This is a genomic window from Caballeronia sp. GAFFF1 (assembly GCF_023630705.1).
In the GTDB taxonomy this organism is placed as follows: domain Bacteria; phylum Pseudomonadota; class Gammaproteobacteria; order Burkholderiales; family Burkholderiaceae; genus Caballeronia.
Window position 1 is genome coordinate 223,732 of the sequence record NZ_JALQEM010000018.1, and the last position, 12,193, is coordinate 235,924.

General features: G+C 65.0%; 14 protein-coding genes. 8 read left to right on the plus strand and 6 right to left on the minus strand.

The window, feature by feature from the left end:
- Nucleotides 1-149 precede the first annotated feature (149 nt).
- Nucleotides 150-1,052 (plus strand): lipid A hydroxylase LpxO, encoded by a 903-nt coding sequence (gene lpxO, locus NCR37_RS09410; RefSeq protein ID WP_250472750.1) that lies wholly within the window; start codon nt 150-152, stop codon nt 1,050-1,052.
- Here the strand turns inward: lpxO and NCR37_RS09415 are convergent.
- The 3 genes from NCR37_RS09415 to NCR37_RS09425 are packed head-to-tail and all read right to left on the minus strand — an operon-like array spanning nt 1,046 to nt 3,755.
- The gene (locus NCR37_RS09415; RefSeq protein WP_250472751.1) at nt 1,046-1,627 is read right to left on the minus strand and encodes a LutC/YkgG family protein; all 582 of its coding nucleotides are present in this window, start codon (nt 1,625-1,627) and stop codon (nt 1,046-1,048) included. The two genes, lpxO and NCR37_RS09415, sit on opposite strands and share 7 nt — an antisense overlap.
- Nucleotides 1,624-3,015, minus strand: a complete 1,392-nt coding sequence (locus tag NCR37_RS09420; RefSeq protein WP_250472752.1) for a lactate utilization protein B — start codon at nt 3,013-3,015, stop codon at nt 1,624-1,626. Before NCR37_RS09420 ends, NCR37_RS09415 begins: the two co-directional genes overlap by 4 nt.
- On the minus strand, nt 3,012-3,755 hold the full coding sequence (locus NCR37_RS09425; protein WP_250472753.1) for a (Fe-S)-binding protein: 744 nt from the start codon (nt 3,753-3,755) through the stop codon (nt 3,012-3,014). Before NCR37_RS09425 ends, NCR37_RS09420 begins: the two co-directional genes overlap by 4 nt.
- Nucleotides 3,756-3,874: 119 nt before the next feature.
- Between NCR37_RS09425 and NCR37_RS09430 the strand changes: the two genes are divergently transcribed.
- From NCR37_RS09430 to NCR37_RS09455, 6 genes are all read left to right on the plus strand, one after another.
- Nucleotides 3,875-4,645 (plus strand): FadR/GntR family transcriptional regulator, encoded by a 771-nt coding sequence (locus NCR37_RS09430; protein WP_250472754.1) that lies wholly within the window; start codon nt 3,875-3,877, stop codon nt 4,643-4,645.
- 285 nt (nt 4,646-4,930) lie between these two features.
- On the plus strand, nt 4,931-5,410 hold the full coding sequence (locus tag NCR37_RS09435) for a CreA family protein (RefSeq protein WP_250472755.1): 480 nt from the start codon (nt 4,931-4,933) through the stop codon (nt 5,408-5,410).
- A gap of 113 nt (nt 5,411-5,523) precedes the next feature.
- Entirely contained in the window at nt 5,524-6,360 is an 837-nt protein-coding gene (locus NCR37_RS09440) for a helix-turn-helix transcriptional regulator (RefSeq protein ID WP_250472756.1), read from the plus strand.
- A 267-nt stretch (nt 6,361-6,627) separates the two neighbouring features.
- Entirely contained in the window at nt 6,628-7,305 is a 678-nt protein-coding gene (locus NCR37_RS09445; RefSeq protein WP_250472838.1) for an AzlC family ABC transporter permease, read from the plus strand.
- Entirely contained in the window at nt 7,302-7,625 is a 324-nt protein-coding gene (locus tag NCR37_RS09450) for an AzlD domain-containing protein (RefSeq protein WP_250472757.1), read from the plus strand. The genes NCR37_RS09445 and NCR37_RS09450 overlap by 4 nt, the downstream gene beginning before the upstream one ends.
- A 142-nt stretch (nt 7,626-7,767) precedes the next feature.
- Nucleotides 7,768-8,532, plus strand: coding sequence for a DUF4088 family protein (locus NCR37_RS09455; RefSeq protein WP_250472758.1), 765 nt, complete (start codon nt 7,768-7,770; stop codon nt 8,530-8,532).
- A 12-nt stretch (nt 8,533-8,544) separates the two neighbouring features.
- Here NCR37_RS09455 and NCR37_RS09460 read toward each other — a convergent pair whose 3' ends face one another.
- The 3 genes from NCR37_RS09460 to NCR37_RS09470 all read right to left on the minus strand — a co-directional run bounded on the left by NCR37_RS09460 (nt 8,545) and on the right by NCR37_RS09470 (nt 11,587).
- The gene (locus NCR37_RS09460; RefSeq protein ID WP_250472759.1) at nt 8,545-10,668 is read right to left on the minus strand and encodes an ATP-dependent helicase; all 2,124 of its coding nucleotides are present in this window, start codon (nt 10,666-10,668) and stop codon (nt 8,545-8,547) included.
- 172 nt (nt 10,669-10,840) lie between these two features.
- Nucleotides 10,841-11,101 (minus strand): hypothetical protein, encoded by a 261-nt coding sequence (locus tag NCR37_RS09465; RefSeq protein WP_248320269.1) that lies wholly within the window; start codon nt 11,099-11,101, stop codon nt 10,841-10,843.
- Nucleotides 11,102-11,185: 84 nt separating this feature from the next.
- Entirely contained in the window at nt 11,186-11,587 is a 402-nt protein-coding gene (locus NCR37_RS09470; RefSeq protein WP_250472760.1) for a hypothetical protein, read from the minus strand.
- Between the two features lie 285 nt (nt 11,588-11,872).
- Between NCR37_RS09470 and NCR37_RS09475 the strand changes: the two genes are divergently transcribed.
- Nucleotides 11,873-12,094, plus strand: coding sequence for an RNA-binding S4 domain-containing protein (locus NCR37_RS09475; RefSeq protein WP_175944540.1), 222 nt, complete (start codon nt 11,873-11,875; stop codon nt 12,092-12,094).
- Nucleotides 12,095-12,193 lie beyond the last annotated feature (99 nt).

Sequence of the window (12,193 nt, forward strand, 5' to 3'; positions counted from 1 at the left end):
GCAAAAAGCCCAGTCATGCGACTGGGCTTTTTGCTTTGTGGCCATCCTCGTGCCTCAACGCGCGGTTTAAGCAGACACTGCGTTTCCGTTCGATAATTTCGTCACGTTTTGTTGACGCTAACGGCGACAGTGACGCAAGGGGAACGCAGATGCGCTGGCTGATTCTCATGCTGTTCATCGCGTGTGCCGCGTACACGCACTGGCGGGGCAAGGTCCGCCACGGTTTCTTTCGGCAGCTATCCGACCACTCGACGTTCATGTCGCCGGTAAACGGCTTCGTGTATCTTTTTTCGCGCGTGCCGTCCACGCCGTACCTTCGCCCTTCCCTCTTTCCGGACCTGGCGCCGATCAAGGCGCACTGGCAGACGATTCGCGCCGAAGCCCTCGCCTTACACGAAGCGAGCAAGATTCAGGCGGCCGGCGCGTACAACGACATCGGCTTCAACTCGTTCTTCCGGCGCGGCTGGCGGCGCTTTTATCTGAAGTGGTATGACCGGCCGCATCCGTCGGCGGTCGCCGTTTGCCCAAAGACGCTCTCCATTCTCCAGAACATTCCGAGCGTCAAAGCCGCAATGTTCGCCATGCTGCCGCCCGGCGGGACGCTCACGCTGCATCGCGATCCGTATGCCGGGTCGCTCCGTTATCACCTCGGGCTCGTGACGCCGAACGACGACGGCTGCGCGATCGTCGTGGATGGCGAGCGGTACTCGTGGCGCGACGGCGAGGAAGTCGTCTTCGACGAAACCTATCTGCATTGGGCCGAAAACAGGACGGACGAAGACCGCATCATTCTGTTCTGCGACATCGAGCGGCCGATGAAGTACCGCTGGGCGCAGGCGGTGAACAACGCGGTCGGCGGCTTTCTGATGCGCGCGGCGGCCTCGCCGAACGAAACCGGCGACCGCACGGGCGGCTTGAATCGCGCGTTCAAGTATCTCTATTCGATCCGGCTCGTCGGCAAGCGGCTGAAGACGTGGAACCGGACCGTGTATTACATCGTGAAGTGGCTGCTGTTCGGCGGCATCGCGGTGGCAATATTCTGGCGCTACTGAATCCACACGACGGTCAGCGAACGCACGCCCTGCGCGCCGCGAATCAGCACGCCTTCGATATCCGCCGTCGCGGACGGACCTGTCACCAGCACGGCATAGCGCGCCGACTGAAAGTCGGGCCGTCGATACACCTGCTGCAAGCCGTCGACGAGTTGCGCGGGATCGAGCAGCACGACGAGATGCTGCACGAGATAGCCGATCGAATTGACGACGTACTCCTCTTCGCTGAACCAGACGGAACCCGTCTCCGCGACGCCGAAGCGCCCGCGCACGACGCCCACATCGACATTCTGTAGCGACGCGGGGGCCGTATCCGGCGAGAGGACACGCGTGCCTTCGATACCCGGCACGGCGGAGGCCACCACCGCATCCGCGCCGAAACGCGCGGCGATCATCTCCTTCACTTCGTCCAGGCTGTGCGCATGCGCCGTCGTGCCGCCCATCGCGGTCAGCGCGGCGATGAAGCGCGTCTGCAGATCACCTTCAGGCGACGGGAAAATCGGCAGTTCAGGGCGCGGACGCGCTGCGGGCTGCGCGGCGCGAATCTTCGCGAGAAAGGCGTCACGGGTCGTCATTTGGCGGGCTTCCGGTTTTTCCTGTACCACTCGTGAAAGGTCTCGGCCGGCGCTTCGGGCAGGTCGCGCCCGCGTCCCCAGATGTTGAGCGGGTTGTACAGCACGAAGTTCGGCAGCCGCTTCAACGCGCCGCCGAGCGACGCGACCGTCGCGCGATACAGCGTCGGACTCGCGAGCAGACGCCCCGCCATCTTCAGCACTTCCTGCTTCACGAACGGCACTTCGTGGCGCTCCGCGATCACCGCGCGCCACTTGTAGATCTGCTCGTGGATGTTGACCTTCGTCGGGCAGACGTTCGTGCAACTGCCGTTGAGCGTCGAGGCGAACGGCAGGCTGCTGTAGCGCTTCAGGTCGTAGGTCGGGTTGATGATCGCGCCGATCGGCCCCGAGTACGTGCCCCCGTACGACAGCCCGCCGCTTCGCCGATAAACCGGACACGTGTTCATGCACGCACCGCAGCGGATGCACTTGAGCGAATACCAGAAGTCGTCGAGCGCGAGCCGCTCCGAGCGCCCGTTGTCGACGAGGATGAAGTGCATCTCCGTCCCCGGCCGCGGCGCGCGAAAGTGCGACGTGTATTGCGTGATCGGCGAGCCGAGCGCGCTGCGCGAGAGCATGCGCACAAACACGCCGAGATCGGCAATCGTCGGAATCAGCTTCTCAATGCCGATGGACGCGATATGCAGCGGCGGCACGTTCGCGGAGAGATCCGCGTTGCCCTCGTTCGTGCAGACGACGACCGTGCCCGTCTCCGCGACCGCGAAGTTGCAGCCCGTCATGCCCGCCGTCTTTTCGCGCACGAAGTACGGCCGCGTGTTCATGCGCTGGCTTTCCGCCAGATAGTGGATGTCGCTGTTCTTCGGATCGGTGCCAATGGTCTTGCCGAACAGTTCGGCCACGTCCGCGCGCAGCTTGTGGACGGCCGGCACGACCATATGGCTCGGGTCCTGATGATCGAGCTGCTGAATGCGCTCGCCCAGATCGGTTTCCATCACCGTGATGCCGCGCGGCTCCAGATAATCGCGCATGTAGCATTCGTCGGTCAGCATCGACTTGCTTTTGACGAGCGTGGTCATGCCGCGCTCGCTCATCAGTTTGTAGACGAGCGCGTTGTGCTCTTCCGCGTCCGCCGCGAAATGCACGACGACGCCGTTCTTCGCGGCCTGATCCGCGAACTGGGCGATGTAATCCGCGAGATTGGACAGCGTGTGTTCCTTGATGCCCGAAGCCAGATTACGCAGCGTTTCCCACTCGGGAATGCCGTGCGCCTGCGCATCGCGCTTCGAACGCAAGTCCCAGAGACGCTTGTCGTGAAACGCGACGTGGTCGGCTTTCTGCAGGAACGCGCCCGCAGCCTTCGCGTGATCGATGCGAACGGTCTTCGTCATGCCCGCGCTCCGTTCAGAACCTGCGCAATGTGGATGAACTTCGCGTCGAGCTTCATGCGCTCGGCGCAGCCCTGCTGATGCATGAGACACGACATGTCGCCCGAGACGATGTACTCCGCGCCCGCGCCAATGTGATCGCGCACCTTGTCCTGCCCCATGCGCACCGACACTGCCTCTTCGGTGACGGAAAACGTGCCGCCGAAGCCGCAGCATTCATCGGGCCGGGCGGGGGAAACGAACTCGATGCCCTTCACGCGTTCGAGCAATGCGCGCGGCTTCGAATACGACGTGCCTGCGACTTCCGAATTCGACGTCTCTCGCAGATGCCGCACCGCGCTGCAACTGTTGTGCAGGCCGACGCGATGCGGGAATTCAGCCCACGGAAACTCACGCACCTGCAAGACGTCGTGCAGGAATTCGACGAGTTCATACGTGCTTTTTCGCACCTTCTGGACCGCGCTCGTCTGCTCGATGGCCGTGAAGTGCTCGCGCACGTGATGCGTGCAGCTTGCCGACGGCCCGACCACATAGTCGTAGTCCGCGAAGTTTCGGGCGAACACGCGCTCCGCGCCGGCCGCGTCCGCGTGCGCGCCGCTATTGGCCATCGGCTGGCCGCAGCATGTCTGATCCTGCGGATAGTCGACATCCACGCCCAGCCGCTCCAGCAATTCCAGCGTGGCGATGCCGATCTGCGGATAGAACGCGTCGATGAAACAGGGGACGAAAAGGGCAACTTTCATGGTGATCGCTTTGCGGACATTCCGCGTTGGTCAGCTTGGTCTGACCAAGACTTTAGGGATGCGGCGCTTTCGTGTCAAACTAGGGTAATCCAAAGCCTCTCGCCGCGTTGCTCCGACCGATGACCTTCCAGCCCGTCCACTCGCACGCCTACGCCCGCGTGCGTCTCTCCGATGTCGTGTCCGGCCAGATTCGTCAACTGATCTCGAACGGCACCCTGCTGCCCGGCCAGCGCCTGCCTGCCGAGCGCGATCTCGCGGAGCAGTTAAACGTGTCGCGGCCGTCGCTGCGCGAGGCGCTCATTCGTCTGGAATCGGACGGATTCATTCGCGCGGCGGGGCGCGGCGGCTTCGTCGTGTCGGACGTGACAGCGCCGCTGGTCTCGCATCCGCTCGCCGCACTGCTCGAACAGCAGCCCGACGCGAGCGCCGATGTGCTCGAACTGCGTCACGGCCTGGAAACGCTCGCCACGGCCTACGCCGCCGAGCGCGCCACCGACGCCGATCTCGGGCGCATCGCCGCCGCCTTCGATGCGCTGCAAGCCGCGGTCGAACAGAGAAGCACGCGCATCGCGGAAAAAGACGCCGCCTTCCATCTCGCCATTGCCGATGCGACGCACAACATCGCGTTGACGCACGTGATGCACGGCCTGAACGAAGTGATGCGCGAGTCGATGCTCACGTCGCATCGCCTCGTCGATTACGACGACGCCGTGGAAGCCGACCTGCTCGCGCAGCATCGCGCGATGCTGGATGCCATCGTGGCGCGCGATCCGGCCCGCGCGCGCGAGTGCGCGGGCGCGCATCTGGACTATGTGCGCGCGCTGTATCGCGACCGGCCAGCGAAGAAAGCGCGCGACGGCCTATCTCATGATGGCATGACGAATTCGTAACGCCGCCGTAAGACCCGATAGGACGGCGCCTACACGCATTTCGGACGCGCACCGCTAACGCGGGCCTTCACAGTCCGCGATACTGGAACCGTCGAAAACAAACATGCGCAAGGAGGACGATATGCCTTACCTACTCGGATGGCTGCTCGGTGTGCCGGTCGTGGTGCTGGTGATCCTTTACCTGATCTTCCATTGATGCCGGCGCGGCACGCAGCAGAAGAATCGAAGAGACCGAAGGGCGTCGTTACAATACGACGCCCTTTTCCTTTCTTGCGTGGGATTTCGATGAAGCGCACCGCACCGTTCGTTCTGAGCGCATCGCTCCTGTTTTTTTTCGGCGCGGGCTTCGCGCACGCCGAGGAAATCGCGAGCGTCAATACCAACTTCCGCTTCACCGGCTCCGACCGCGTGAGCGTCGAGGCGTACGACGATCCGCTCGTCTCCGGCGTGACGTGCTATGTGTCGCGGGCGCGCACGGGCGGCGTGAAGGGCACGCTCGGCATCGCGGAAGACCCGACCGAGGCGTCCATCGCCTGCCGTCAGGTCGCGCCGATCAAGATCGCGCAGCCGCTCAAGCAGAAGACCGATGTCTTCACGGATCGCATGTCGTTCATTTTCAAGACGCTGCATGTCGTGCGCATCGTCGATACGAAGCGCAATACGCTCGTGTACCTGACGTACAGCGACCGCGTCGCGAGCGGCAGCGCGAAGAACAGCGTCACGGCGGTGCCGGTGCCAGAAGGCACGACGATTCCGGTCAAGTGAGCGAGCCGCGTCGTCGCGGGCCGCGGCAGCAGCGCAATGCACTCGCCGCGCTTTGCGCCGCGCGATGAAGCGGTAGACTGAGCGATTAGCCCTTCGAGCCCGCGCATCTACCGATGACCGCCCCACGCTTTCGCAACGCCGCGCGTTACTGGCGCTCGCCGCTCCTGCCGGACGCGGACATGGTCACCGCCGAGTATTACGATCACGCGTTCACGCCGCACTGGCACGACGCGTACACCGTGCCTGTCATCGAAGCGGGCGCGGAGTGTTACGACTATCGCGGCTCGCGTCATGTGGCGGAAGCGGGATCGGTGCCGGTCATCAATCCGGGCGAGGTGCATACCGGCGCGCGGGCCGTCGATACGGGATGGCGTTATCGCGTGTTCTATCTGCCGGTGCCGTTCGTGGAGGCGCTCGCGCGTGAAGTGTCGCCATGCGCGGCGTCGCCGTGGTTCTCGACCGACATCATCCACGACGACGATCTCGCGCGCCGGCTCTTGCGCGCGCATCGGGCGCTGGAAACCCTGACGAGCGATGCCACGCGCGCCGATCCGCTCGCCGCTGAAACGGCGCTCGTCGATGCCGTGACGACGCTGCTCGCCCGGCACGCGCTGCAACGCCCGTCGTGCGGGCCGCCCGCCGCGGATGCCGCCCGCGTCGCCACGATGAAATCCCGCCTTGCCGACGATCTGCTCGAACCGGTCACGCTCGCCGAACTGGCGCGCGTCGTCGGGCTTTCGACCTTTCATGCGGCACGGCTTTTCGCACGCGAAACGGGTCTCGCGCCGCATGCGTGGCGCAATCAGTTGCGTATCGCGCGGGCGCTGCCGGCGTTGCGCGCGGGGGCGTCGATCGCGCAGGTCGCGGCCGCGAGCGGCTTCACCGATCAAAGTCACTTCACGCGGCATTTCAAGCGGGCGTTCGGCGTCGCGCCGGGGCGCTGGCGGTGAGTGAGTGGGGGCCGGCAGGACTTCCGTTTCGCGGACGATGAACAACCGGACCGCTAGCCAACGTCAACGCACCGTAGCTCCGCACGCACCACGCCTGCAACGCCGACCGCTCCGGCAATCGCAAACCCACTACCGCGACCGCAAGAACGTACAAGCCGCGCCCACCATAACGGGCCTATCCTCCGCGTAATCAGGAGGACGATCTTGAACGCACCATCCGGCAACGCCTGGCGGGAACTCGCCGCCGGCGCTCGCGACACCATTCCGATGATGATCGGCGCCGCGCCCTTCGGCGTGATCTTCGGCACGCTGGTCACGGCGAGTCCGCTCACGCTCTGGCACGGCCAGTTGATGTCGCTCGCGGTCTTCGCGGGCTCGGCGCAGTTCATCGCGGTCGGCATGATCGCGGGGCACGCGAGCTTCGCCGTCATCTGGGCGACGACCTTCGTCGTCAATCTGCGCCATGTGCTCTATTCGGCGACGCTTGCGCCCTACGTCGCTCACCTGCCCGCGCGCTGGCGCTGGGCGCTGGCCGGCCTCTTAACCGACGAAGTGTTCGCCGTCGCCTACGCGCACTATCGAGCGCGCGCGCCGGGGGAAACCGGGCCGCACTACTTCCTCGGCTCCGGCCTCGCGATGTATGCGAACTGGCAAGCCTGGACGCTCATCGGGCTCTTCTTCGGCGCGGCGTTTCCGGGACTCAAGTCGCTCGGCCTCGATTTCGCGATGGTCGCCACGTTCATCGCGATCATCGTGCCGCAGCTCGTGGCGCTGCGCTTCGTCGCGGCGGCGCTGGCCTCGGGTGTGCTGTCGTTCGCGTGGCAAGGCTGGCCGTACAAGCTCGGACTGCTCGCGGCCGTGCTCGCGGGCGTCGCCGTGGGCCTGCTGCTGACGCTCGTCGAACAAAGGCCCCGCGTGAAAGACGCCAAGGAGCGCACGCAATGAACTACGTCATCCTGATTGTCGGCATGGCGCTCGTCACGTATCTCATCCGGGCCGCCGTGTTCGTGCTCGGCGAGCGGCTGTCGTTTGCGCCGGTCGTGCGAACCGCGCTCGGCTTCGTGCCGGTGACGGTGCTCACGGCGATCATCGTGCCGATGACGGTTTCGCCGCATGGCAACGGCGCCGAGCTGACGTGGCGCAATCCGCAACTGATCGCGGCGGTGGCGGCGATCGCCGTCTGCGCGCTGACACGCCGCGCGCTGCTGACGATCGCCGTATCGCTCGGCGTGTTCTTCGTCTGGCAGCTCGTCGTGCTGCGCTGATCGACAGCGCGACTGGACTTCGACGAAGCCCTCAAGTTTCCGGCCGGCCCGCCGTTATCTGAAACGAACGGACTCCGCCCGCGCGGCGGGCCGACAGCACTTCCCGCCATCGGGCCAGCCGAGCGCGGAACCGGAAACCGACATGCGTCAAATCACCCTTTCGTTGCGCGATGAAACGATCGCGTCGCTGAATCGCGACTTCGAGGCGTTCCTGCGTCTGTCGCTCAAGCTCGACCCGCAGTTCGTCACGCCGTCGTTCGAGGACTTTCTGCGCGCGAAGCTGCTCGACAACGACACGCCGCTCACCGAGCAGGCGGTGCAGCGCATGCTCACGCACGGCCAGTATGCGTGGGCGAAGCGCGCACTCGACAAGGAGTTTCCGGATGTCGTCGAAATTCTGATCCGGCAGGCGGCCGAGCACGGCTTTGCGTTTGCAATCCGCTCCGACTGGAGCGCCGAGGATCTGGTGAAGGCGTCGCGCGAATGGGCGACGGCCATCGTCACCGAAGCCAAGGGCGACGCCTCGCAGGTGGACGTGCTCGCCTCGCAGATCAAGTCGGCGGCAGTGGATATCCGCGAAGTCGAGCAGAAGATGCAGACGCCCGCCTGGCGGCTCGCCGATTCGCTGCGCCAGCGCGTATTCGATGCGAAGATCGCGGTCGAAACGAACGTGGGGTCCACTGCCCGCGAGAAGCTCGGCGAACTGCGCGCGCTGCTGCGGCTCGGCATCTTCTACGGGTCGATTCATAAACAGGAAGCGCAGCAACTGCTCGAGTATCTGCGCTCGATGCGGCCGGAGCTTTTCGTCGACGAACCCTACGACGGCTTCACGCGCTTCGCGGCGTGGCTGCGCAGCATTTTCGGCAGCGCGCCGCGCGTGCCGCGAGCCTCGCGCGCATCGCGCTGAACCAGCGACGCCCTACTCCCACATTCCCTTCAGCCGCGCGGCGATATCGATCTTCGCTTTCGCCGCCGCGGCGAGCCCCGCCGCCGTCGGCGCGGCCGCGACCGGTACCGGCGGCCATGCGCCTGCCTCGAAGTGCTGCATCAGATGCGGCGGGATGAAGCGCGTGCGCTGCGCCCACACGTGGCGATCGCCCAGATTCGTCTGGTTGTGCACGTAGAAACGCTGCGGCGTGACAATGTGCAGGTCTTCTTTCGCCCGCGTCATCGCGACATACAGCAGGCGGCGCTCTTCGTCGATTTCCTCGTCGCTGCCCGTGCCCATATCGGAGGGAATGCAGCCGTCCACGCCGTTTAGCACGAACACGTTGCGCCATTCCTGCCCTTTCGCCGAGTGGATGGTCGAGAGAATCAGATAGTCCTCGTCGATGAGCGGCACGCCGGACTCGTCGCTCGTCGCGTCCGGCGGATCGAGCGTGAGTTCGGTGAGGAAACGCTCGCGCGTGGGGTACGTGGACGCGATGCTTTCCATCTGCAACACGTCGCCGATGCGGATAGCCGCGTCTTCGTGATTGCGTTCGAGGTGCGGCTCGTACCAGCGGCGGATCATCTCGAATTCGGCGGGCCACGGCGATTCGCGGCCGCAGAGCCTGCCCATGAGCGCGACGAAGCGCGGCCAGTCTTCGCTCGCCCGCGCGGGCGCGCCGAACGCGGCGAGCGCAGTCGGCGCGCGCGCGGCCTGCGCGACGCTATCCAGCAAGCGCCCGGCAATCGCCGGCCCGATGCCCGGCAGCAGTTGCGCCACGCGAAAGCCCGCGACGCGATCGCGCGGATTCTCGGCCCAGCGCAGCACCGCGAGCACGTCTTTCACGTGCACGGAATCAAGAAACTTGAGGCCGCCGAACTTCACGAACGGAATGTTGCGCCGCGTGAGCTCGATTTCGAGCGTGGCGCTGTGATGCGCCGCGCGGAACAGCACCGCCTGCGACTTGAGCTTCATGCCGGCCTCGCGCGCCTCCAGCACTTTTTCGACGACATAACGCGCCTGATCCGCCTCGTCCGCGACCGACACGACGCGCGGCCTTTGCGCCGATGCCTTGTCGGTCCACAGATCCTTTGTGAAGCGCTCGGTGGCGAGCCCGATCACCGCGTTCGACGCTTCGAGAATCGGCTGCGTCGACCGGTAGTTGCGGTCGAGCGTGACGGTCGCGGCGGGCGGATCGAAGTGCTGCGGAAAGTCGAGGATATTGCGCACCGTCGCGCCGCGAAACGAATAGATGGACTGCGCGTCGTCGCCCACGACGGTCAGGCCGCGTCCGTCCGGTTTCATCGCGAGCAGGATGGTGGCTTGCAGGCGGTTGGTGTCCTGATATTCGTCGACGAGCACGTGGTCGAAGCGGCTCGACAAGTCCGCCGCGATGCTCGGCTCGGCGGCGAGGTGCGACCAGTAGAGCAGCAGGTCGTCGTAGTCGAGGACGCTTTGCGCCTGCTTCGCGCTCACGTACGCGGCGAAGAGGCGCTTCAGGTCCGCTTCCCACTCGCGACACCACGGATACGCCTGGTCCAGCACGGTCGCGAGCGACGCGCCCGTGTTGACGACGCGCGAGTAGATGGCGAAACAGGTGGATTTGGCGGGAAACCGCTTTTCTTTCGACGAGAGCCCGAGTTCGTGGCGCACGAGGTTCATCAGGTCGGCGGAGTCTTCGCGGTCGTTGATGGTGAACGACGGCGCGAGGCCGACGAGGTCGGCGTAATCGCGCAGCAGCCGCGCGCCGATGCCGTGAAACGTGCCGGACCACGTGAGCCCCTGCGCGATGGCGCTCCTGCTGCCGAGCGCGCTCGTCGCGATGCGCGTCACGCGCCGCGTCATTTCGAGCGCCGCGCGGCGCGAAAACGTAAGCAGCAGAATCCGATGCGGATCCGCGCCCTTCACCAGCAGATGCGCGACGCGGTGAGCGAGCGTGTTGGTCTTGCCCGAGCCCGCGCCGGCGATCACGAGCAACGGACCGCCGCAGCGCCCCGGCGCGTCGACGCCGAATTCGACCGCCCGGCGCTGCGCATCGTTGAGCTTGGCAAGATAGGCGGCGACGTTCTCAGAGGAGGCGTCGGCGGTGGCGGTGTCGTCCGTAAGGGTCAGCACAGAGAAAAGCGGGCGTCGAGAGAAGTGACGCACACTGTATATCCATACAACCCGCGCACGCAAGTCTTTGCCGCGGCACGTCTTTCTTTCGACGGGCCGCGGCTTGCCAGAAACGGCTCAGTCGGCCTCTAATCGGCCTCTAATCGGCCTCTAATCGGCCTCTAATCGGCCTCTAATCGGCCTTCTTGGCGTCCTTCAGGTTCGCTTTGGCGGCGGCTTCGTTCGCCTCCGACTGCGCTTCGGTCTTCTTCTTGTCCGCCTTTGCTTGCGCGACGGCGGCGTCCTTGTCCGCTTCGGCCTGCTTCTTCGCGGCCTTCTTGTCGGCGTGGGTCGGCGCGTCGCTCGTCGATTGCGCGAAGGCCGGTGCCGCGCTCACGCTCGTCAGTGCGCCCGCGATGAGCGCAGCCAGCAATGTGTGGGTGCGTCGATTCATGGCGTCCTCCGTGTGGTAGTTAGTTGGTCGTCGCGTTCCCACCGCGAAGCCGGAGACACCAGGGCTTCGCGGCGTTCTGGGCGATCAGTGCTGCTCGCCTTCATCCTTCGGCGTGCGGTCGGTCGCGGCGTTCAGGTCGTCCTTCGCGGCGGCCTTGTCGGCCTTGCGGTTGATCTTCGCGTTGCGGACCTGTTCCTTGTACTGCTGCTTGGCCTGCTTGTCGGCAGCCTTCATCTCCGCCTTCGATGCCTTCTTGGACGCGCGGTATTCCGCGTTGGCCTGCGCGTCGGCGTTGCGCTTCTGCACGAGCGGATCGGGCGATGCCGGCGCGACCACGTTTTGCGGCGGCGGCGACACTTGCTGCTGAGCCTGCATCGGCGCCTGAGCGGGAGCCGAGTCCGCCGGCTGAGCGGTTTGCGCTTGCGCGCCGGTGGCAGCCATCGCGGCGAAAGCGGCGCCGATCATCAGAATTCGAGCCTTAGTCATGAGCTTGTCCTCTCTGGGTGTGTCCGCCAAACGCGTCGACAACTTCGAGCGCGATGACGCGACTTGTCGTATAGAAGATGACCGAAGCTGCATCGATCAAACGTACAGACCGGCCGGACGACGCGCGAGTTTCGCGAAACGAGTCATTGTTACCGGCGGTTTCACTTCGCTACATCTGCTTAATCCGGCGAAACGAACGGTCGATCATGAAGGAGCACGCCCTGTGCCCGGAAGATGTCCCGCGCTGGTTTATCATCGAAGTCTTTTCGCATCTGAACGCCCGCCATGCCGCAGCTTCAATTCACCCTCACGGGCGATTACGTCGAACTTCACAACCTGCTCAAGCTGATGGGTCTTGCCGATAGCGGCGGCTCGGCGAAGGCGCGCGTCGCGATGGGCGATGTCACCGTCGACGGCAAAGTGGAACTGCGCAAGACGTGCAAGATCCGAGCGGGCCAGGTCGTAATGCTCGACGGCCAGAAGATCCGAGTGCGCGCGCCCGACTGATAGCGCTTGCGCCCATGCGCCCGCCGCTTGCGAAAAGACGACCATAACGGGACGCGTCATCGACATGCCGCGCGCGAGGCCATAAGCTTGTCGTCTTTC

Coding starts and splice junctions, on each gene's coding strand:
- lpxO (WP_250472750.1), top strand. CDS start 150: ATGCGCTGGCTGATTCTCATGCTGTTCATCGCGTGTGCCGCGTACACG.
- NCR37_RS09475 (WP_175944540.1), top strand. CDS start 11,873: ATGCCGCAGCTTCAATTCACCCTCACGGGCGATTACGTCGAACTTCAC.
- NCR37_RS09455 (WP_250472758.1), top strand. CDS start 7,768: ATGCGTCAAATCACCCTTTCGTTGCGCGATGAAACGATCGCGTCGCTG.
- NCR37_RS09465 (WP_248320269.1), bottom strand. CDS start 11,101: ATGAATCGACGCACCCACACATTGCTGGCTGCGCTCATCGCGGGCGCA.
- NCR37_RS09425 (WP_250472753.1), bottom strand. CDS start 3,755: ATGAAAGTTGCCCTTTTCGTCCCCTGTTTCATCGACGCGTTCTATCCG.
- NCR37_RS09430 (WP_250472754.1), top strand. CDS start 3,875: ATGACCTTCCAGCCCGTCCACTCGCACGCCTACGCCCGCGTGCGTCTC.
- NCR37_RS09435 (WP_250472755.1), top strand. CDS start 4,931: ATGAAGCGCACCGCACCGTTCGTTCTGAGCGCATCGCTCCTGTTTTTT.
- NCR37_RS09415 (WP_250472751.1), bottom strand. CDS start 1,627: ATGACGACCCGTGACGCCTTTCTCGCGAAGATTCGCGCCGCGCAGCCC.
- NCR37_RS09440 (WP_250472756.1), top strand. CDS start 5,524: ATGACCGCCCCACGCTTTCGCAACGCCGCGCGTTACTGGCGCTCGCCG.
- NCR37_RS09445 (WP_250472838.1), top strand. CDS start 6,628: ATGATGATCGGCGCCGCGCCCTTCGGCGTGATCTTCGGCACGCTGGTC.
- NCR37_RS09450 (WP_250472757.1), top strand. CDS start 7,302: ATGAACTACGTCATCCTGATTGTCGGCATGGCGCTCGTCACGTATCTC.
- NCR37_RS09470 (WP_250472760.1), bottom strand. CDS start 11,587: ATGACTAAGGCTCGAATTCTGATGATCGGCGCCGCTTTCGCCGCGATG.
- NCR37_RS09420 (WP_250472752.1), bottom strand. CDS start 3,015: ATGACGAAGACCGTTCGCATCGATCACGCGAAGGCTGCGGGCGCGTTC.